Annotated in this window: 21 protein-coding genes; 9 read left to right on the top strand and 12 right to left on the bottom strand. The window is 37.7% G+C overall.

Translation table 11 applies throughout. The annotated features are described in order from the left end of the window. The first annotated feature begins 345 nt into the window (after positions 1 to 345). On the top strand, positions 346 to 1,500 hold the full coding sequence (locus D9782_RS07495; protein WP_026682450.1) for an MFS transporter: 1,155 nt from the start codon (positions 346 to 348) through the stop codon (positions 1,498 to 1,500). A 69-nt stretch (positions 1,501 to 1,569) separates the two neighbouring features. Here the strand turns inward: D9782_RS07495 and D9782_RS07490 are convergent, their stop codons facing one another. Together D9782_RS07490 and D9782_RS22780 are read right to left on the bottom strand one after the other, a co-directional pair. Further along, on the bottom strand, positions 1,570 to 2,619 hold the full coding sequence (locus D9782_RS07490) for a DUF3900 domain-containing protein (protein WP_121604420.1): 1,050 nt from the start codon (positions 2,617 to 2,619) through the stop codon (positions 1,570 to 1,572). A 233-nt stretch (positions 2,620 to 2,852) separates the two neighbouring features. Further along, positions 2,853 to 3,005 (bottom strand): hypothetical protein, encoded by a 153-nt coding sequence (locus D9782_RS22780; protein WP_161629284.1) that lies wholly within the window; start codon positions 3,003 to 3,005, stop codon positions 2,853 to 2,855. A gap of 261 nt (positions 3,006 to 3,266) precedes the next feature. On the opposite strand from D9782_RS22780, the gene D9782_RS07485 reads away from it, so the two are divergent. From D9782_RS07485 to thrB, 3 genes are read left to right on the top strand one after another with little or no spacing between them, the layout of a single operon-like run. Beyond that, positions 3,267 to 4,595: a homoserine dehydrogenase gene (locus tag D9782_RS07485; protein ID WP_121604419.1), complete on the top strand. Its 1,329-nt coding sequence runs from the start codon at positions 3,267 to 3,269 to the stop codon at positions 4,593 to 4,595. Next, the gene (gene thrC, locus D9782_RS07480) at positions 4,564 to 5,625 is read left to right on the top strand and encodes a threonine synthase (RefSeq protein WP_026682447.1); all 1,062 of its coding nucleotides are present in this window, start codon (positions 4,564 to 4,566) and stop codon (positions 5,623 to 5,625) included. The genes D9782_RS07485 and thrC overlap by 32 nt, the downstream gene beginning before the upstream one ends. Continuing rightward, on the top strand, positions 5,622 to 6,539 hold the full coding sequence (gene thrB, locus D9782_RS07475) for a homoserine kinase (protein WP_121604418.1): 918 nt from the start codon (positions 5,622 to 5,624) through the stop codon (positions 6,537 to 6,539). Before thrC ends, thrB begins: the two co-directional genes overlap by 4 nt. A 67-nt stretch (positions 6,540 to 6,606) precedes the next feature. Here thrB and argF read toward each other — a convergent pair whose 3' ends face one another. The 8 genes from argF to D9782_RS07430 form a co-directional block, all read right to left on the bottom strand. Continuing rightward, positions 6,607 to 7,575, bottom strand: coding sequence for an ornithine carbamoyltransferase (gene argF, locus D9782_RS07470; protein ID WP_051388417.1), 969 nt, complete (start codon positions 7,573 to 7,575; stop codon positions 6,607 to 6,609). A gap of 349 nt (positions 7,576 to 7,924) precedes the next feature. Then, the gene (locus D9782_RS07460) at positions 7,925 to 8,140 is read right to left on the bottom strand and encodes a hypothetical protein (RefSeq protein WP_121604416.1); all 216 of its coding nucleotides are present in this window, start codon (positions 8,138 to 8,140) and stop codon (positions 7,925 to 7,927) included. Between the two features lie 374 nt (positions 8,141 to 8,514). Further along, positions 8,515 to 9,708 carry a class I SAM-dependent rRNA methyltransferase gene (locus tag D9782_RS07455; RefSeq protein ID WP_026679767.1) on the bottom strand — a complete coding sequence of 398 codons (1,194 nt, stop codon included), beginning with the start codon at positions 9,706 to 9,708 and terminating at the stop codon, positions 8,515 to 8,517. Positions 9,709 to 9,916: 208 nt separating this feature from the next. Continuing rightward, a complete protein-coding gene (locus tag D9782_RS07450) occupies positions 9,917 to 10,384 on the bottom strand; it encodes a GNAT family N-acetyltransferase (protein ID WP_026679768.1) in 468 nt (155 codons plus the stop codon). Between the two features lie 13 nt (positions 10,385 to 10,397). Beyond that, entirely contained in the window at positions 10,398 to 10,802 is a 405-nt protein-coding gene (locus tag D9782_RS07445) for a VOC family protein (protein WP_121604415.1), read from the bottom strand. Between the two features lie 494 nt (positions 10,803 to 11,296). Then, positions 11,297 to 12,073, bottom strand: a complete 777-nt coding sequence (locus tag D9782_RS07440; protein WP_121604414.1) for an enoyl-CoA hydratase-related protein — start codon at positions 12,071 to 12,073, stop codon at positions 11,297 to 11,299. Positions 12,074 to 12,107: 34 nt separating this feature from the next. Continuing rightward, positions 12,108 to 13,109, bottom strand: coding sequence for an NAD(P)/FAD-dependent oxidoreductase (locus D9782_RS07435; protein ID WP_121604413.1), 1,002 nt, complete (start codon positions 13,107 to 13,109; stop codon positions 12,108 to 12,110). Between the two features lie 393 nt (positions 13,110 to 13,502). Beyond that, positions 13,503 to 14,456: an NAD(P)H-dependent flavin oxidoreductase gene (locus D9782_RS07430; RefSeq protein ID WP_121604412.1), complete on the bottom strand. Its 954-nt coding sequence runs from the start codon at positions 14,454 to 14,456 to the stop codon at positions 13,503 to 13,505. Positions 14,457 to 14,522: 66 nt separating this feature from the next. Between D9782_RS07430 and D9782_RS07425 the strand changes: the two genes are divergently transcribed. Continuing rightward, complete coding sequence (locus D9782_RS07425; RefSeq protein ID WP_026679773.1) at positions 14,523 to 15,053, top strand: gamma carbonic anhydrase family protein; 531 nt, start codon at positions 14,523 to 14,525, stop codon at positions 15,051 to 15,053. Positions 15,054 to 15,207: 154 nt separating this feature from the next. Here the strand turns inward: D9782_RS07425 and paaX are convergent, their stop codons facing one another. Then, positions 15,208 to 16,047, bottom strand: a complete 840-nt coding sequence (gene paaX / locus D9782_RS07420; RefSeq protein ID WP_026679774.1) for a phenylacetic acid degradation operon negative regulatory protein PaaX — start codon at positions 16,045 to 16,047, stop codon at positions 15,208 to 15,210. A 425-nt stretch (positions 16,048 to 16,472) separates the two neighbouring features. Next, complete coding sequence (locus tag D9782_RS07415) at positions 16,473 to 17,804, bottom strand: phenylacetate--CoA ligase family protein (protein ID WP_121604411.1); 1,332 nt, start codon at positions 17,802 to 17,804, stop codon at positions 16,473 to 16,475. A 307-nt stretch (positions 17,805 to 18,111) separates the two neighbouring features. Between D9782_RS07415 and paaA the strand changes: the two genes are divergently transcribed. Genes paaA through paaD form a run of 4 tightly spaced genes read left to right on the top strand, consistent with a single transcriptional unit; the run spans position 18,112 to position 20,748 of the window. After that, the gene (paaA, locus tag D9782_RS07410) at positions 18,112 to 19,023 is read left to right on the top strand and encodes a 1,2-phenylacetyl-CoA epoxidase subunit PaaA (RefSeq protein ID WP_371414010.1); all 912 of its coding nucleotides are present in this window, start codon (positions 18,112 to 18,114) and stop codon (positions 19,021 to 19,023) included. A gap of 24 nt (positions 19,024 to 19,047) precedes the next feature. Then, on the top strand, positions 19,048 to 19,407 hold the full coding sequence (gene paaB / locus D9782_RS07405; protein WP_026679777.1) for a 1,2-phenylacetyl-CoA epoxidase subunit PaaB: 360 nt from the start codon (positions 19,048 to 19,050) through the stop codon (positions 19,405 to 19,407). Next, complete coding sequence (paaC, locus tag D9782_RS07400; RefSeq protein WP_308036054.1) at positions 19,404 to 20,219, top strand: 1,2-phenylacetyl-CoA epoxidase subunit PaaC; 816 nt, start codon at positions 19,404 to 19,406, stop codon at positions 20,217 to 20,219. The genes paaB and paaC overlap by 4 nt, the downstream gene beginning before the upstream one ends. A gap of 31 nt (positions 20,220 to 20,250) precedes the next feature. Next, a complete protein-coding gene (gene paaD, locus D9782_RS07395; protein ID WP_051388231.1) occupies positions 20,251 to 20,748 on the top strand; it encodes a 1,2-phenylacetyl-CoA epoxidase subunit PaaD in 498 nt (165 codons plus the stop codon). Position 20,749: the final 1 nt, after the last annotated feature.

The raw sequence follows: 20,749 nt of genomic DNA, 5'->3' as shown, positions 1-20,749 counted from the left end.
TCAGTAAGGGTTTTAATTATCCCACTGATGGTTAATACCACAAGGGTATGACCTAAAGGCCCTTGAATTAATCGGACATTTACTGGCAATCGATCTCCCACTTACCAATATTAGTTTCACTTTAGCTTAAAGTGGGGGCTTACTGCCAGTTATAGTTGGGATAACTAAAGTATATCAAAAAAATAGGATTATTTCTTTTGTCGTACTTAGGTAACAAAAATTCGCAAAATACACCCCAATCTTGTAACCATGTATTCCTTGTCAATTGAAGAAATTGGGATTACTATTGTATAGGAAAACGTTTAAGCATGACTTCGTATCTTCAAATTAGAAAGGCGTCATAGAATGGACAAACGCGTATATTTATTAACTATTATTTCTTTCGTTGTGGGAATGGTTGAATTAATTATTGGTGGTATATTAGACCTCGTAGCTAACGATTTAAACGTAAGTCTAGGAAAGGCTGGACTTTTAATTACAATATTTTCTCTAGTTTTTGCCATTTCCGCTCCAATACTGCTTATTGCCACAGCTAAAATAGAACGAAAACAATTAACATTAATTGCATTACTTATATTTTTAATAGGAAATTTAATAGCCGTTTTTAGCCCTATTTATAGTATGCTCTTTATTGGTAGGATTATTTCAGCAGCAAGTGGGTCGCTACTTATTATATTGTGCTTAACCATTGCTGCAAACATTGGCGATGATAAGTACCGTGGTCGAGCCATCGGGATTGTCTCTATGGGTGTTAGTGGTTCATTAGTATTAGGTGTGCCGATCGGGCTTGTCCTTGGAAATATGTTCGGTTGGAGAGCTCCTTTTGTCTTCATTGTTTTACTATCACTACTGTCTATGATCGGCGTTTATTATTTCATGGAAAAAGTGGAGCCCAAACCACAAGTGTCACTGAAAAAACAAATTCATTCGCTCAAAGAGAGTAAAATCTTACTTGGTCACGCCACTACCTTTTTATATATGGCAGGGCATACGATCTTATACGCTTACCTAACACCATTTGTAAAAGACACCATGCATTTGGGTGGCAACTGGCTAAGCATCATTTATCTTATTTTTGGAATCGCCGCTGTAAGCGGTGGAGGTATTGGTGGTGCATTCTCAGATCAATTTGGTTCGAAAAAAACCATTATATCAACACTTGTTATATTTGCTTTATCCCTGTTAACTATTCCCTTTACAACCTCCATCTTCGCTGTATTTTTAGTTGTCATGATAGTCTGGGGCATGATGAGTTGGGCAATCACACCGGCATTACAAAGCTACCTTATTGAATCAGCACCGGAAACTTCTGATATTCAGCAAAGTCTCAATAACTCTGCATTGCATTTTGGTATTGCATTTGGCTCCTTAGTTGGCGGAATAGTTATCGAACAAGCATCTGTACAGCAAAATGCAGCAATAGGTGGCATCTTCGTCATCCTATCACTTGGTACGATTCTAGTCTCAATGACGAAATCTCAGAAAAGAAGCTATGCCTAAGCCTTTTATATTATTCACCAGACTAACCTAAAGGGTCCCAACATACTTACCTATGTAGGACCCTTTTTACTACTTTCGAGCTAAGACTCGATTTACCACTACTTCAAATTCATCTGGTTTATGAAATTCAATTGGTGAAAAGCCTTTATCAAAACTAATTTGATCTGCTTCAATCATTAACATATATTTTCCGTTCACTTTAGCCAAGTGCAATGTTTCTCCAAAATCAGAAAGGTGTGCTTTAATTGCAACATGGTCAAGCTTCATCTTCAGTTCAGCATCAGGTGTTTGCTCTACTATTTGCGCAGACGCCTCCACCACCTGCTCTGTTGTTAATCGTTCCTGTATCTCCCGTTCTGGAGTAACAGCCCATTCTTCAATAGCTTCTTCAAATTGTTCTTTTTCTTCACTTTCTTCAGGGAATGTCTCCTTAATATGTTCCTGAACCATTCCTATTACTTGTGTCTTCATGATTTCTGGCATGGATTTTTCATAAGACACAAATGGGAGAAAGTCCTCAAAATAACGCGCATGAGATGCTTGATGAACCTTAATCTCTGCCGCGTCCATCATCCCTTCCTCTGGCATAAATGGATATTGAATCGACTTCATATTTTTCGTCGTAATTGCCATTTCAACATTCTCTACTAGGGTTTCCTCATCAGTAATAGTTGCTACTTTCGGTTCAAAATCACATTTCATAATGAAAACAAACGGGTCATCGAAGAACTTGGTCAATTTTGCAGAAGCTATTAACAACGCTCCCCCTCTTACAGCGCTTGTATCCATATACATTTGGGCAATTTGATCAGCCGCCTCTCGAAAATCTTCGGTTGACGCAGAACTTCTCACTTTTTGAAATAAGTTATAATTTGGATTAGAGGTTAATTCATGGCCGGGCTCAACAATAAACCTACCAATCTTTGTTGGAGCGTTTTCTGATTTCGCATGCCGCTCCACTTTCCGTTTGGTAATTCTGGTTAACTCTCCATCTAAAAAATCCTTAAGAGGATTATTATCATATCTATCCTTATCCAATGTCTGAAAGTGCTTTGATCGCTTATCCTCGCCATCCACATGAATAAGATAAAAGGATAAATAATTTATTGAAAACTCCATTTAATCACCTATCTCTTTCTCTGCCTTCCTAAGTATAAAAAGACAATAGAGAGGCGTCAATGAATATAAAATGAAACTTCATTCCGTGGGGGTTTTGTTACCCCTCACGGATGATTAGTACACAAGGGTATGACCTAAAGGCCCTTGAACCAATCGGACATTTACTGGCAGTCCCTCCACCTTTATTTCTTGAAGTGGAGTTTTACTGCCAGTTATATGTGGGACAAATAGCATCATTTGTTATTTTTTCGAAATAAAGCAATAGAAACAATACCAAGACCAAGACCAATTGCTCCCCCAGCTTCTAAATGACCAAACAACATTCCAATGCCTGCACCTAGCAATAAACAAGTAACAAACGTTAATCCGGCTGTTGCATCGCTCATACCATACACCTCCATCACTGACCTACCTTAGACTCAGTTTATTCGCACGACGTAACAAAAGTTAATGAAGTTACAGAATTCCAACTTATTTAAAAGAAAGCTGGGTACTTAGAAAAAACTACTCTGAAGAAAAGAATATGATGACGAAAAAACCACATCTTGAAAAAACGTAACTTTTCTATGCGTACAAAAAATTGACTATTGCTATAGTTCAGTATTCGTGTTTAAATAGCTATTAAACAAAAACGATGAGGTGATGAAGTGGGAAACACGGTTTCTATCGGTCTATTAGGATTAGGAGTAGTCGGTTCAGGAGTCATAAAACTTATTGAAAGTCATCAGGAAGAGCTTATTCACCAACTAGGTTGTGAGGTTAATGTAAAAAGCGTATTAATTCGTAACCTTGAAAAAGCTCGTAATGTAGAAATAGATCGAACGTTTCTCACTACGAATCCTGATGACATAATTAATGACCCGGATATCGATGTAATAGTAGAAGTAATGGGTGGAATTGACGAAACATATCATCATATTTTACAAGCTTTTGCTGCAAAAAAACATGTTGTTACGGCAAATAAAGACCTTGTTGCTTTACATGGCACAGCACTAGAAAAAGCAGCAAGACAAAACAAATGTGATTTCTATTATGAGGCAAGTGTTGCTGGTGGTATTCCCATTTTGAGAGGAATTTCCGACGGACTATCATCTGATCGAATTCAAAAGGTAATGGGAATAGTCAACGGAACTACCAACTACATTCTAACAAAAATGAGCAACGAAGGTGTTTCCTACGAAAATGCATTAATGGAGGCACAAGAACTTGGATTTGCTGAGGCAGATCCAACAGCCGATGTAGAAGGTTTAGATGCGGCTAGAAAAATGGCGATTTTAGGAAGACTAGCATTTTCTACAGATATTGCTCTCGAAGATGTAGAAGTATCTGGTATTAAAAACCTAGAATTGGCTGACCTTCAATATGGTGAAAAATTTGGCTATACTATGAAATTAATTGGCTATGCTCAATGCTCGGATCAACAAATAGAAGTAAGTGTTCAGCCGACACTACTTTCAAAAGAACATCCGTTAGCAGATGTAAAAAATGAATATAACGCTGTTTATGTGTATGGTGAAGCAGTTGGTGAAACAATGTTCTATGGGCCAGGAGCGGGAAGTCTGCCAACCGCAACAGCTGTCGTTTCTGATCTTGTAACGGTAATTAAGAATATGCGCCTCGGTGTATGTGGTAAACACTCACTTGAAGCAAGATTTGAAAAACATTTACGAAGTTCTGACCAACGTTCTGGACAGTATTATTTACGAATACATGTCAAGGATCGGGTAGGTGCTTTTTCTGAGATATCTACATTATTTAACGACCTAAATATTAGCTTTAAGCGGATTCTTCAGACACCAATTAAAAAACGGGAGTTGGCTGAGATCATTGTTGTTACACATCACACTACGCTTCATAATTTTCAAGATGCGCTAAATCAACTGCACAATTTAGATGTGGTACTGCAGATAAAAAGCTATTATAAAGTGGAAGGAGATGCAGCACATGAATTGGCCGGGACTACTAAAAAATTATAAGGAGTTACTACCTATAACAGAAAACACACCAGCTTTAACATTACATGAAGGCAATACACCATTAATTCATTTCTCTACATTGTCTAAAGAGCTTGGAATAGAACTTTATGGCAAAATTGAAGGCGTTAATCCGACCGGTTCTTTTAAGGATAGGGGAATGGTTATGGCCGTAGCAAAAGCGGTTGAAGAAGGCAGTACGTCAATCATCTGTGCATCGACTGGAAATACCTCAGCTTCTGCAGCTGCTTATGCAGCAAAAGCAGGAATTAAAGCAATTATTGTGATTCCTAAAGGAAAAGTTGCATTAGGAAAATTAGCACAAGCGATTATGTACGGTGCGGAGATTGTGGAAATTGATGGAAACTTTGATGAAGCACTAGCAATGGTACGAAAATTAAGCGAGTCATCTCCTGTTACATTAGTCAACTCTGTTAATCCATATCGCTTAGAAGGTCAAAAAACAGCGGCCTTTGAGGTATGCGACCAACTTGGAACTGCTCCTGATATTCTTTCCATACCAGTAGGCAATGCAGGAAATATTAGTGCATATTGGAAAGGGTTTAAAGAATATAACGATATAGAACAGTCAGGTCTCCCAAAAATGTTTGGCTTTGAAGCAGAGGGAGCGGCTGCTATTGTTCAAAACAAAGTGATTCCACATCCTGAAACTGTAGCCACGGCCATACGGATTGGGAACCCGGCTAGTTGGAAGCTAGCAGAGGAAGCAAGGGATGAATCAAAAGGTATCATAAACTCCGTAACGGATGATGAAATCGTAGCAGCTTTCAAAAAACTAGCAGCAAGTGAAGGTGTTTTTGTTGAGCCAGGGTCATGTGCATCTATTGCCGGACTAATTAAACAATGCAAAAAGGGAGTTATTAAAGAGGGGAGTAAAGTGGTTGCAGTTCTTACAGGAAACGGATTAAAAGATCCACAAACTGCAATTGACCAATTAACGATTAACCCTGTTTCACTACCTAATGATGAAAAAACAGTTATGGAGTATTTAGAAAACAAGGTGCAAATATGAATGGCTTTACCATTTCTGTACCGGCAAGTTCTGCAAATATAGGGCCAGGCTTTGACTCGCTAGGTTTATCCCTAGGTCTATATTTAACATTATCTGTAGAGAAGCATAGTCATTGGGAAATCCAGCACCAATCACTTCTATTACCTGATTTTGAAAGCTATGATAAGCATTTTATCTATCAGATTGCAAAAGAAACAGCACATCACTATGGAAAGCAACTGCCACCTTGCAAAGTTACCATCGATAGCTCTATACCATTAGCTCGCGGTCTTGGAAGTAGTGCATCTGCAGTAATTGCTGGCATCGAGCTTGCTAATCAACTGTGCCGCCTACAATTATCGCTACTCGACAAATTAATGCTAGCTACAGAAAAAGAAGGGCATCCTGATAATGTTGCAGCCTCATTAGTAGGAGGTCTTGTAGTAACAGCCTCAACTGCAAATGATAAAATTAACTATTATAAATGGAACAGTCTAAACATAGATATTATTACAGTTATTCCAGATACAGAATTAAAAACGGAAGCCTCAAGAAGCGTACTACCTGAGCATTTCACTAGGAAATATGCAGCAAGTGCTAGTAGTATTTGTAATCTATTTATTGTTGCGCTCACTTCCCATGATTATCATTTAGCAGGAGAAATGATGGAAAATGACCTTTTTCATGAGCCATTTCGTGCTACCCTAATTCCAAAATATACAGAGATCAAAAAGGCAGCGAGAAGTCTTGGAAACTATGGAACTGTGATTAGCGGAGCTGGACCAACAATGCTAGTATTTGCTCCAAAGGGTAAGGGGCAGTCCATCGCAGGTGAATTACAGGGTCAATTTTCTTCCTATAACATTTGCCAAGTGAATATCGACACCCAAGGCATGAAGGTAACATCAGGAAAAGAAGAAGTTGCGGAAAATTGATTCTGCAACTTCTTTTGCTCGTGATTTGCTGTTATTTTCAATGCTTTTTTGCTTATTAAATACTACCCTATTTGCCTAATAGTGCAACCATCAAAGCCTTTTGTGCATGCAGACGATTCTCAGCTTGTTGGAAGACAACAGAATGTACTCCATCAATTACATCAGCAGATACTTCCTCACCGCGATGAGCTGGCAAACAATGCATAAATATTACATCCGATTTGGCAAGCGAAAGTAGACTTCGATTAACTTGATAGCCTGTAAATGCTATTTCTCGTTTTTGTTGTTCTTCTTCCTGGCCCATACTCGCCCATACATCTGTATAAATTACATCAGCTTGCTGAACCGCGTCTTCAGGGCAATCGGAAATTTCTAAAACCGCTCCAGATTCAGAACCAATTCGCTTTGCATTTATAACCACATCAGCATCAGGTTGATAATTTTTCGGTGAAGCAATTGAGAGGCGCATTCCCATTGTTGCCGCACCAATCAAAAGCGAATGCGCCATATTATTCCCATCACCAATATACGCTATTTTAACACCATTTAACTGACCCTTTAACTCTTTTATTGTTTGGAAATCAGCTAAAACCTGACAAGGATGATATAAATCCGTTAATCCATTAATAACAGGGATGCTAGCTTTCTCTGCTAGCAATTCAATTGTTGATTGTGAATATGTTCGAATCATTATACCGTCCACATAAGATGACAACACTTGAGCTGTATCTGTAATTGATTCACCTCTCCCTATCTGGATATCATTGGAACTTAAAAATATACCACTCCCCCCTAATTGATAGATTCCTGCTTCAAAAGAAACTCTCGTTCTCGTAGATGCTTTATCAAATATCATGCCAAGTATTTTTCCTTCTAGATAATGATGGGGAATTCCTTTCCTACGTTCATACTTTAGATTCTCTGCTAAATCTAATAAACTATTAATCTGTTCCTCCGTATAATCAGCTAATGTTAAAAAATTCCGACCATGTAATTCATGAAACTTTGCTGTCGCTCGTTTTATTCCCACTCCCAATTACATCTCCACCTTCCAAATCGTATATGAATTATTATGCAATAAAAAGAATAAATATACAATACGTTTTTCTATTTCGGACCAAAAATAAAAAACAAACGCCATATAAAGTGAAACTTCAATCAGTTGGGGTTTTTGTTTATCCCCACGGATGGTTAGTACGAGAAGGGTGTGACCTAAAGGCCTCGGACATTTACTGGCAGTTGATCCCACACTTACCCATATTGGATTCACTTTATTGCTTGAAGTCGGAGTCTTACTGCCAGTTATATGCAGGTAAGAAAAACGGAGCAAAATTCGCTCATTCCTTATCACTAAATGCTCAGATTTACGCTTCCTCTAGTAGCTATTATGGAATAATAGCTACTGCTTGCTTGACCACCACTCCGGCTGCCCACTTCCCTTTCCGTGGGGTTTGTCCTTCAGCTAACTTTTTTAGCAAAACCCGCTCAAAAAAGTGGATCTTCAGGTCAAACATTTCCCACAGGAGTTGAAGTGGCCGGCCTTCGCTATTATCAGGCTCTACAACGCTAGCATGAAGTAACACAGCTACTTTTATACTCACGGATAGCGATTTTCACTTTACCCATTGTAAAAAAAGTCAACTATTACTTATGACAAGAATTGTTGCACCTTCGCATAGCGGAGACGAATTACGTAGACTCCTGCGGGATTAGCGCGAGCCGAAAATCCACTTTGCAACGTGTTCTTCTTTGCAAAGTTAGTTGAGGCCGTGCCCACGGAAAGCGAAGTAATTAGTCGGAGCATTGCCAATATACATCTAACATTTCAAAATAACTACTTGGCTTAACGCAGTCATTGCACTGATTTTATACTTTCTTAACTTAGAACAAAAGCGCAAGCACCCGATTAAAAATGTAGCGACTGGAGTTAATAAAAAATCGCTTCGAACAAAATTTCGAAGCGATTCAGTCAAATTTATCCTAGTTGTATGATTAAGACCTTTAAATAATTTCCTTGAGGGAATCTTTTATCTGTTTGGAAATCAGCTGGTAGCTGAAATTCTTCAAGAATCCTATATGATGTGTTCATCTCACTACATGCTTTGTCTATAAACCCTTTGAATTTTTTCATACCCAAACTTGCATTATTTGTAGATGCAACGATAATACCATGTTGGTTCGTTATAGAGATGGTATCCTTTATCAAAGCTGGATAGTCTTTAGCAGTACTAAAGGTTCGCTTTTTGGACCTTGCGAAGCTAGGTGGGTCTAATATAACCATATCAAAGCTAAGTTGCTTTCTTCGAGCATATTTAAAATAGTCAAATACATCCATTACTATAATATCCTGCTGTTCGAAATCAATACCATTTACACTAAATTGCTCGATTGTTTTTCCTTTACTCCTCTTAGCAAGATCTACACTCGTGGTTTTGGCCGCTCCTCCTAATGCTGCGGCTATCGAAAATGCTCCAGTATAAGAAAAAGTGTTTAGCACCTGTTTATTTTTTGCATATTTATCTCGAATAGCGACTCTCACATCACGTTGATCTAAGAATACACCTACCATTGCTCCATCGTTTAGATAAACAGCGTAATGCATTCCATTTTCCTTTACGATGATTGGAAATTCTCCACGGTTGCCTTTGACAAAATCGTCATCATCAATATAGTTACCTTTTCTATCGAACCGTTTCTTTTCATATATCCCATGATAGTCACCAAGTTCGTCTATCACACGTACAATATGCTCTTTAAATGCATAAATCCCTTCACTATACCAGTTAATCAGATAATATCCAGCGTAATAATCAATGGTAACTCCACCAATCCCATCACCCTCACCGTTAAAAACGCGAAACGCATTTGTATCATCTGATTGATAGAAACCTTTTCTTTTATTTATTGCCGAAAGTAGTTTCTTTTTGAAGAACGAAAAGTTAATGTCTTCATTTAATTTATTGGTCAATATCCACCCAATTCCTTTATTTTGTATACCATAGTAACCTTTTGCTAGAAATTGGTGATTTTTATCCAATAAATGGATAATCACCCCTTCCTGATGAAGTACATCTAAATTACGAACAGCATCTTTTACGATAAGTGGATATCCATTTATATATTGCTTACTATATTTTTCCTTTACATACAATTCAATTACATTTGTCATCGTTTCATCCTAACTAACCTTTTTTCTCATTATCGCACGGAGATTATGAAAGGAAAAGAAAATTATTAACCGGGATCTGTATGACCGATATATCGTAGCATTGCATTTGTAATTCTCTCCAACTCACAAGCAATGGAATGTTGATTCAACTCTTGTTAATCAACTAATAACCTTTCAATTCAATAGCTTTCATTAATAAACCACCAATCTATGTATCTAAATCTTTACGAACAAATTCTCTTTTTTTATGAAAACCTAATTTTTCATAAAAATTTCTGGCCACATGATTGTCTACCCAATAATCAAGTTCTATACAGTCTACCTTCAATGTATAAGCTATATTTTCTAATTCTATCATGAGCGCTTTGCCATAACCACTACTCCTAGCTGTTTCTTCAATGCTAATTTGATGCACATAAAGTGATTTATATTCTTTGTTAAATGGGGTATTTGATTTTGTCACAATTTCATAGAAAATAAACCCTTTAGCTGTTTCTGCATCAAATAATACTAGAAAATAATTATTTTCATCCTCCATATATGTTTGAAATAGCTCAATCATCTTCTCGTAATTATACGGCTTAAAGTATTCAGGATATAACTGAACATGCAATTCATGAACACCTCTATTTAGTCTAGCAAGCAATTTATAGTCTCTTGAATGCTCTAGCTTCACCTAATGCTCCTCCTTAATTTCCATTACTAGCCACTATTTCTACTTTAATACGGTCAGGATCCTCAAAGAAAACCGCATAATGATCGACACCTCCAGCATAGGGATGCTTATCTAAATAGAGAATAGCAACTCCTCTCGCTACTAATTCCTCTGTAATTTCATCAATATGCTCTTTCGATTCTCCATGAAATGCTAAATGATTAAGACCGATCCTACGCCGATGATATCCATCTTCTAAAAATCTATTATCTGTTTGAACAAAAACAATGTATGTATGCGCTAATATCCAGCTTTGACCCCAATCCCATTTCTGATAAACACTGTATCCTAACTCTTCTAACAACCATCCCCAGAATTGAACACTTTCCTTTAAATCAGATACATTTAATTCAATATGATGCAGCAATCCCTTTGACAATAATATCACTCCTAACTGAAACATTAAAACCATCTATCTTTTCTATTACGATTTCTACCTCTTCCATACTTCTAATCGATCAAATAAAGTTCAATTCGTGGGGTTTTTTTATCCCCCTCGGATGATTAGTACCACAAGGGTATGACCTAAAGACCCTTGAACCAATCGGACATTTACTGGCACTCCACTTATCCATATTGGTTTCTCTTTATTGCTTGAAGTCGGGGGCTTACTGCCAGTTATATGCGGATAAATTGCGAAGAGTCCCCTGTTTACCTCTAACCAGCTCGATAAAAACTGCATTACTTGAGTTAGGAAAACCAAAGGCTCGTTTATAACGTACAATATATATCAAAAAACTGAATGCTGCGTAGCATCCAGTTAGTTATTCCGCCATCTCCATGAATTAGAAGCTAAAGTCTCAAACCACAAAGTCTAGTTATACAAAGAGGGGAAACGGGAAATGAAAGAAAATCCCGGTGTTGAATTCTACTTTACTTTCCCTGAAATTTTGGCTTTCTCTTTTCCTTAAAAGCAAGTAAAGCTTCGATCCTATCTTGAGTTGGAATAATAGATTCATAAGCATTTGCCTCAATAGCTAATCCGGAATGGAGATCGATATTACTTCCTTTATCAATAGCGAACTTCGCCTGATTTACAGCTAATGGAGCATTAGCAAGAATTTCATCTGCTAAAGAACTGGCTTGATCCATTAATTCTCCGTGTTCTTCAACTGAATTTATTATTCCCCACCTTTCAGCAACTTTAGCTTCAATTCTCCGAGCAGTCAAAATCAATTCTTTGGCTTTAGCCGGACCTACTAGTCTAGCTAACCGCTGTGTACCTCCTGCTCCTGGAATAATCCCCCAACTAACCTCGGTTAGACCTAGCATTGCATCATTTACTGCTATTCGAAGATCACATGCTAAAGCTAGTTCAAATCCACCTCCAAAAGCGTGTCCGTTTATTGCAGCAATGGTCGTCTGTGGCAGTTCATCAATTTGTAAAAATACTCTACGAATCTTATTTACATTCCTTCTAACTTCAGCTTCAGATAACCCTCGTCTTTCCTTAAGGTCTGCACCAGCACTGAATGCTTTTTCACCTGAACCTGTAAATATAACTACATGTATGTCTTGTTTACGTTGTAGGTTACGTACCGTTTTATCCAACTGCTGTAACATATCATAATCAAAGCAATTTAATACTTCTGGTCGATTCAGTATAATGATTGCTAATGAACCTTTCTCTTCCACAACTACTTTATCCATCTTCCTCCTCCTATAACGAAAGCTAATTTATAGGTTATTTTGCAGTAGCAAAGATACTGGTACTATGTCCTGCATGTAATTTGGCTTTGGGATCCGCTATTTTCTTAGCATGATTCACAGCTATTGGTGCTTCACCAAAGCCTGTTGCAATTAATTTGGCTTTTCCCTCGTACGTACAAACATCGCCTGCTGCAAAAATGCCTGCTATGTTTGTTTCCATTCTAGAATTAACAAGAATAGCATTTTTTTGAAGTTCTAATCCCCATGTTTTAACAGGTCCTAAAGAAGTGACAAAACCGAAGCTTACAATCACATCATCTACATCATATACGAATGATTCATCACCCTTCACTTCTTGAATTAAGACTTTTTCTATAGCTTTATCCGTACCAATAAGCTGCTTAACCTCATAAGGTGTTTTAACATTGACACTTGATTTTTCTAAAAGTGATACACTATGTTCATGAGCACGAAAAGAAGGTCGTCGATGTATTAATGTTATCTCTTCGGCTATAGGTTCCAGTGCTAATGCCCAATCTACAGCAGAATCTCCTCCCCCACAAATTAAAACCCTTCTTTCGTTAAATTGTTCTAGGTTCTTGACTGAATAGTGCAGACACGTTTGCTCATACAGATTTGCATATTCTACTTTCAATTTTCTAGGTTGAAATGCACCAGCTCCAGCCGTAATAATTATAGTCTTAGAATAATGGATATCCTTCGATGTTATCACCTTAAAACTACCATCTTCTAAACGAATGATATGCTCTACTGTTTCACTTAAACGAAATGTTGGTGAAAAAGTGAATGCTTGTTCATATAACCGCCTAACCAATTCATGGGCTTTAACACTAGGAAATCCACCGACATCATAAATATACTTATCAGGATATAAAGCAGACAATTGCCCACCCACCTCTGGCAAACTATCAATCACTTTAACGGATGCATTTCGCATACCTGCATAAAAGGCAGTGAAAAGACCTACTGGCCCTGCTCCAATAATGGTAATATCATACAACGTATCTTCTGACATTACCCTTCCCCCTTTCAATTAATATTGCAGTCACAGTCATTATCATGTAAAGCACAAACCAACAACTAAATATCGTATTACGTTTTAAATACGAATCCAAAATATTTGTTATATACAGCATACGTAATTCACCATGTACTGTCAATATAAATATGAGAATATTCTTTATAACAGCTCAGGACCTTGGGGATAGACAACGGAATTTTAAAAGCTAATATGACAAAAAAGAACGGCTACTTAAATCGCACCGCTCCTCTCTTGTAATCATATTCGTTTAGAAAAGACGTCACTTAGAATTTCTACCACACTATACCCATATGGGTTTCTCTTTATTACTTGAAGTGGGGGCTTACTGCCAGTTATATACGAGATAAATTCCGTCCTTAGATTACCTCATGATTTTCCAAATGGTAACTGATGGTTATAAAGGGTTTGTGCCTCTTGTATCATTCGTTGAAAAAGCTCTTTAACCGTCGGGATATCATTAATAATCGACGCGACCTGACCAGCATTCACATGACCTTCTAAAAACTTTCCTTCTAGTGCTCCCAAAATATGATGGTTTTCATCCGTTAGATCTAGGTATGTTTTTAAATCTGGATTATTCCTTTCTTCCTCTAACAAATGCTTCCCATAAGGGGTCTTTAAGATCCTTCTTATTTTTCCATATGAACGACCAACAATCATCGTCCCATCAGAGTCAGCGGCACAGAGCGCACGTTTATATAAACTATGAACTTTCGCATCCTTTGTCGCAATTAGTCTTGTTCCTAACTGCACTCCTTGTGCACCCAAGCTCATTGCAGCCAACACTCCCCTTCCATCACCTATACCTCCTGCAGCAATAACTGGAATAGCTACAGAATCGCATATTTTAGGGACTAGTGTAAATGTAGTAAGCTCTTCCGGTGCATTAATCCCAGCAGCTTCAACACCCTCTGCCACAATAAAATCTGCTCCTTCTTCCTCTGCCTTTATAGCTTGCCTTTCGTTCGCTACCACACAGATTACAATAATATTTTCATTCTTTAATTTAGTTATAAAGGGTGCTGGGTTACCAGCAGACAACGAAACAACAGGGATTTGGTATCCTATAATCAATTTTATTAACTCATCTACATTCTTCTGTACTGATAGTGGTACATTTATAGCAAATGGCTTAGAGGTTTGTTTACGGATTTTGATAATCATATCTTCCAGATAGTTAGGCGAAAGAGTACCTGCTCCAATTGTTCCCAACCCTCCTGCCTCAGACACAGCAACAGCCAATTCTGCATGACTTATGTTACCCATGCCTCCTTGAATGAAAGGAAGGGAAATTCCTAGCTTGCGTGTTAAGTCATTCACTTTTATCCACCTCCGTATAGAATGTGTTATACTGAATTATAACATACTTTATAGGGAGGAATGTAGATGATCTACCGTTATAAAGATGCTATACCATCTATAGATGAAACCGCTTTTATTGCTGATGGTGCAAAAATTATTGGAAATGTTGAAATTGGAGCAAAGTCTAGTATATGGTTTAACGTTGTGTTACGTGGAGATGAAGGTCCGATTAAGGTTGGAAAACGCTGTAATATTCAAGAAAACACCATGTGCCACTTGTATGAACAATTTCCATTAACACTTGAAGATGAGGTATCAATTGGCCATAATGCAATTGTTCATGGATGCACATTAAGAAGAGGTGTACTAGTGGGAATGGGTGCTACGGTATTAGATGGGGCTGAGGTAGGAGAATATACGATTATTGGAGCAAATAGCCTTGTCCCATCGGGAAAAGTAGTCCCTCCTCGCTCTCTCGTTCTTGGCTCTCCTGGAAAAGTTGTAAGAACATTAACAGATAAGGATATTCATATGATCGAGGAAACGATTGATACGTATGTTCAGAAAGGACAAGAATTTAAACAAATAGATGTCCTTGAAAAAGTTTTTGAATAGATATTTTCATAGGCTGGAATATACGAAACCTCTCGGGAAGCACAGACACTCGATGAATCGATTTCCCTGACGATATGGAATCATTTCTTCCACGGAAGTGGAGTATATTCCAGTTTTGTAAGAGCAATACTATCTTTTGCGACAGCCCTACTCGCTATACGTTAATATCTCCAGAATCAAATACAGACTCAAAAAACCTTGTAGCTGGTTCTTTAAGGATTTGATAATAATCTGTGAAAAGCGAAGCAGCTGAATCACCTAACCAATTGTCTGGTAGTAATTCTTTAGGTAGACTAGGGTCGATAAATAAAAATTTTCTGTATTGGTGTACAAGTAATGTTCGTTGCACAAAACAGTTGCCGTCATTCATCTCGCCTTTTTCAATTTTGCTCTTATCAATAATATATTTTTGACTATATGCTTGAATAAATTGTGAATAACGTTCATTCACTGCTTCCAAATCCCAGCACTGCTCTACTAAATCTTTATTTTCCTTTGTACCCTCATATGTACCATGAAAAAAGTTAACATAAGCGTCAATATCATATTTTTTTATTAAATCTTTTACCTGCTGTTCTAATGGATTAGGTGTGATCCAACAGCTATTAGATAAAAGACCAAACCCACTCCATACTAATTCTTGCCGCAATTCATCTCTAAGATGGCGCTTTTCTTCTGGAATCGTATAAAGAAGTAGCCTCCATTGCCCATCCCATGACGGTGCTTCTATTTGATAGATCCGTTGAGCAGCTTCATCCATACGAGCCTTTCCTCTGTCTGTTAAAAAGTAATAGCTCCTATTTCCATTCTTTTGGGACTTTACCCACCCTTGCTTATTCATACGAGAAATAGCCGCACGCACCGATTGTTCATTATGACCGAATTCTTCCAATAACCGAATTAAGCTTCCAATCCAAATAACATTGCCATATTGACTAACATAGTCACCATAAAGCGTGAAAATCATGGAGCGTGTATTAAATAATTTTGCCATTTTGTAATTCCATTCCCTTAATCATTGTATATATTCAAAATCATTGAACAAGTTATCCATTCCTATTCTAGCCGAAATAGCTTAACTTGAAAAGAAAGAATCTGAGATAAAAGTAAATAAGAACCAATAAAAAACGAATGATAATTGTTTTAAATTAATTATCATCCGTTTTTTGATTAGAATAATTAATATAGTACATTACATATGCGAACCTCCTTGAAAAAGAAGAACGCTTTTTCTGCGTGCCATGTATCGCTGCCGAAGCCTTCCTTATCCAGCGGGAACAGCACGAGTCCGAAGATTCACTTGATAACGCACTTTTCTTTACCAAGTTAGCTACGTACGTGCCCGTGCAAAGTGAGTATATTTCAGATTGTGCGATGATACTCCTATATCGATTCATATTTTGTAGCACACTCTATACACTATAATGTGGCAGACATCGACGGACGTTTATCAATAATTCGTCTCGCCTTTCCTTCTGAACGTAAAAGTGTTTTAGGCTTTGTCAAACGAACATCAACAGATACAAGCAGTTCCATTTTCAATGTCTTTTTAACTTTTTGAATGAGCTCCAATGACTTTTGGTCATTAAATGATTGTTCAGATAAAGAATTATAAAACAACTCGCATACTTCCACGTGCAATTCCACATGGTCCATTGCACCTTTCTTCAGCAAGTGAATTTCATAATGTGGCTCCAATTCTTCTGCACTACAAATGTAACGTTCAATTTCAGACGGAAATACATTAACCCCTCTAATAATTAACATATCATCAATTCTGCCCTTCACACGGCTCATTTTAATTGTTGTCCTACCACATGCACATCTTTCTCTACTTAATGATGCAACATCACCCGTCCGATATCGAATAATTGGTATGGCTTCCTTCGTCAAACTCGTGAAGATTAATTCTCCATCCTCCCCATCAGGTACAGGCTCTAGCGTTTCAGGATTAATAGCCTCTATAATGAAATGATCCTCGGCAACATGCAATCCTTCTTTACATTCACACTCCATTGCGATGCCGGGTCCCATAACTTCACTTAAACCATAGATGTCTAACGCATCCAGATCAAACATTTGCTCTATTATATCCCTCATTTTCTCTGACCAAGGCTCTGCACCAAGGATTGCCAATTTCAACGACGTGTTTGCTGGATTAATTCCTTGATTTATCATTGTCTCACCAATGTTTAATAGATAAGAAGGCGTCGAGCAAATAATACGTGGCTTAAAATCTTGGATCATAGCTATTTGCTTATTTGTATTCCCTCCGGAAATTGGAACAGTTGCACATCCTAGATATTCAGATCCATGGTGAATACCTAATCCACCTGTAAAAAGACCGTAGCCAAAAGCATTATGTAGAATATCACCCTTCCGGCCACCAGCCATATAAATAGCACGAGCCACCATATGTCCCCAGTGGCTAATATCATTTTTTGTATATGCAACGACAGTTGGTTTACCACTAGTACCAGATGATGCATGGATTCTAACGACCTCATTAACTGGAGTCGCTAACAACTGGAACGGATAATTCTCGCGTAAATGGTGTTTTTTCGTAAAAGGAAGTTCTTGGAACTGCTGCCATGAACAAAAGTCATCGGGAGTAATAGGAATGCGTTGCAGAGCTTCTCTGTAAAAAGGTACATTTTCATAAGCATGTTTAATGGATTTCTTTAGTCGAGACCATTGTAAATCCTTCATTTGCAGATGACTCCACTGTTCTTCTTTTGAAAAAGTAGACATAATATTCCCCTTTCACATGATATTTTTTAAACGAATTCACCAAAATTGTTACATATAAAGTATCTTTTATTGAAAGCGCTGTCAATATTTGTGATGCTGTAGTAAAAGCAACAATTCATTCATAAGCTTAATTACATAGGTGTTTATTGTATTAACAAAAATTTAAAAATATTTCGCTATTGATATTTATATAACGTTTTATTATAATTGCGTTAATTAATCGTAATAAGGAGTTGAGAAAATGTATATTTATGGAGGCGCATCTGCTGCTGATCATGAAAAGGATACAGAAAAGCATACTGTTTTCATGAAACGAATAGAGGCAGGAGAAAAAATTGAGGCAGATGACTGGATGCCAGATGAATACAGAAATGCATTAATCAAACTCATATCCATGCACGGAATTAGCGAAATCATGGGAGCTCTACCTGAAAAAGAATGGGTACCCAAAGCACCCAGCTTGAAAAGAAAACTAGGCATTATGGCTAAGGTTCAAGATGAAATGGGTCATGGCCAATTATTACTTCGTGTAGCTGAGGATTTAATTAAACCCTATGGTAAAAACAGGGAGAATATCATGCAAGACTTATTAAACGGCAAGCTTAAGTTTCATAATGTTTTCCATATGCCCACAAAAACATGGGCAGATGCAGGCATAGTCGGTTGGTTAGTAGATGGAGCAGCTATCATTTCACAAACAAATATGTTAGACGCCTCATATGGACCTTACCAACGAGCACTTCAACGAATTTGTCAGGAAGAAGTATTCCATGCACAGCATGGAGAATCTATTATTATGGCTCTTGCAGAAGGATCTAACAAGCAAAGAGATATGTTACAGGAAGCTCTTGATCGTTGGTGGTCATCATTACTCATGTTTTTTGGGCCAGCTTCAGCAACAACAACTGGTTCTTCTAAGCAGGAAATAACTACGAAATATCGAATTAGGAAAAGTTCTAATGAGGAACTAAGGCAAGCTTTCTTGGATAAGTACTTACCTCGAATTTTCTCTTTGGGATTAACGGTACCAGATGAAACTATTCATTATGATGAAGCCAATAAACGTTGGGAATACAAGCAACCAGATTGGAATGAATTCAAAAAAATCATTAGTAATAATGGGCCTTGTTCAAAGCAACGATTACGATTAAGAGACATAGCCTACGAAAATAATCGATGGGTTCGACAAGCTTTAGCTCCTCAAGCTGTCGTCTCCTAATTAAGAAAGGAGGATCATGCAGATATGACTAGTCACGATGGATCGAATTTTTACCAGGAGTATGAAGTTTTTAGCAAAAAAAATGCAAAATCACCTATTCAGCATCAATTTAGTTTACTAGCACCTAACGATGAAATGGCATTAAATATGGCACAGGAAAATTTTATGCGCAGAGAAAATGTTATTGATGTATGGGTTGTACCACGCAGCCAAATTCGTTCTATGACCAGTGAGGAGCGGCAACTATGGACGAAACGATTAGATAACAAGGAATATCGTACAACAAAAGGCTATGGATACCTACGGAAAAAATGGCGTGAAAAAGAGCAAGGAATGCTAGATGAGAAAGAAATTATGTCGTGGAAAGAGGTGAAAAAATTGTGAAACGGATAGATACAGCAAAAGAAGCGAAACAAAATCCTTCCTACTTTGAGGCACTTGTTGAATTACTATTTCAGCTTGCCGACGACGATTTTATCATTTCCTTCCGAGGATCTGAATGGCTAGGCTTAGCTCCTCACATAGAAGAAGATGTAGCTCTTTCGTCCATTACCCAAAATACAATGGGGCACGCTTCTCTATATTACCACTTGCTAGAAGACTTAGATATAGGTAACGCAGATAAGTTAGCACATGAACGGCAAGCGGTGGAAAGAAGAAATGCCAGCTATTTTGAGAGAAAAAACGGTGAAGGTTCATACTTGCAAGAACCTTATTACGACTGGGCGCTAACAGTAGTAAGACAATTTCTTTTTGAAACAATGAAGAAAGTTAAATTGGAGACCATTATAAATAGTTCCTATCAACCACTAGCAGATATTGCTAATAAAGTTTTAATGGAGCAGCCATATCATTTAGCACATTGGCGCATGTGGTTAAAGCAGTTGCTTGGATCGACAGAGGAAGCACAAAATAAGGTTCAGTTTCAATTGGAAGCTGCCTGGCCAGCTTGTGCGGATATTATAGGCTTAGGTCCAAAAGCATTTGAACTTGAGAAGCATCATTTAATTGCAGGTGAGGATTACCTTCGAAAGCAGTGGCTAAAAGAGCTGGAACAGTCTTTATCCTTACCATCTTCGCTTTTTGTTGATAATCATCCTGCGAGGGGAAGATATGGAGAACATACAGCAGATTTAGATCAAGCATTAAGCACGCTAAGTGAAGTATATAATAGTGACCAAAAGGCTGTATGGTAAGCATTTGCTTAAGGAGGTGACCAACTTGAGTATGGAGCTAAAACAAAAGGAAATCTATGAAACGCTTAAGAAGGTTGATGATCCTGAATTAACCGCAGTTAGCGTGGTTGACCTAGGAATGGTTCATAAAGTTTCTATCGATGGAGGTACAGTATCAATTACGATGGTCCCTACATTTGCAGGCTGTCCTGCTTTAGATTTCATCCAAAAAAATGTGCAGACTGCAGTCCAAAAGCTTCATTGGGTTATGGATTGTCAGGTTACTTTCTCCTTTCAATTAACATGGTCGACCACCTCCATTACGAATCATGGCAAGCAACAGTTAAAAAAGCACGGGATAGCTCCTCCACCTGAAAATTATATTCCAGGGGATGAGTGGACAGTGGACTGTCCATACTGTGGTTCTGCATTCACATCAATGGAGAATGTATTTGGACCTACTGCGTGTCGTAGTATTTTATATTGCGCAGCTTGTAAAAATCCATTTGAAGCAATGAAACCTGTATTAGATCATCATACCATCACTTAAT

This window comes from Virgibacillus sp. Bac332 (assembly GCF_003667785.1).
Taxonomy (GTDB): Bacteria; Bacillota; Bacilli; order Bacillales; family Amphibacillaceae; genus Virgibacillus; species Virgibacillus salarius.
Note: the sequence above shows the minus strand (reverse complement) of the source record. Positions and strands in the feature narration are given on the sequence as shown.

Coding starts and splice junctions, on each gene's coding strand:
- D9782_RS07495 (WP_026682450.1), top strand. CDS start 346: ATGGACAAACGCGTATATTTATTAACTATTATTTCTTTCGTTGTGGGA.
- D9782_RS07490 (WP_121604420.1), bottom strand. CDS start 2,619: ATGGAGTTTTCAATAAATTATTTATCCTTTTATCTTATTCATGTGGAT.
- D9782_RS22780 (WP_161629284.1), bottom strand. CDS start 3,005: ATGAGCGATGCAACAGCCGGATTAACGTTTGTTACTTGTTTATTGCTA.
- thrC (WP_026682447.1), top strand. CDS start 4,564: ATGAATTGGCCGGGACTACTAAAAAATTATAAGGAGTTACTACCTATA.
- thrB (WP_121604418.1), top strand. CDS start 5,622: ATGAATGGCTTTACCATTTCTGTACCGGCAAGTTCTGCAAATATAGGG.
- D9782_RS07455 (WP_026679767.1), bottom strand. CDS start 9,708: ATGACAAATGTAATTGAATTGTATGTAAAGGAAAAATATAGTAAGCAA.
- D9782_RS07440 (WP_121604414.1), bottom strand. CDS start 12,073: ATGGATAAAGTAGTTGTGGAAGAGAAAGGTTCATTAGCAATCATTATA.
- D9782_RS07435 (WP_121604413.1), bottom strand. CDS start 13,109: ATGTCAGAAGATACGTTGTATGATATTACCATTATTGGAGCAGGGCCA.
- D9782_RS07425 (WP_026679773.1), top strand. CDS start 14,523: ATGATCTACCGTTATAAAGATGCTATACCATCTATAGATGAAACCGCT.
- paaX (WP_026679774.1), bottom strand. CDS start 16,047: ATGGCAAAATTATTTAATACACGCTCCATGATTTTCACGCTTTATGGT.
- D9782_RS07415 (WP_121604411.1), bottom strand. CDS start 17,804: ATGTCTACTTTTTCAAAAGAAGAACAGTGGAGTCATCTGCAAATGAAG.
- paaA (WP_371414010.1), top strand. CDS start 18,112: ATGAAACGAATAGAGGCAGGAGAAAAAATTGAGGCAGATGACTGGATG.
- paaB (WP_026679777.1), top strand. CDS start 19,048: ATGACTAGTCACGATGGATCGAATTTTTACCAGGAGTATGAAGTTTTT.
- paaD (WP_051388231.1), top strand. CDS start 20,251: ATGGAGCTAAAACAAAAGGAAATCTATGAAACGCTTAAGAAGGTTGAT.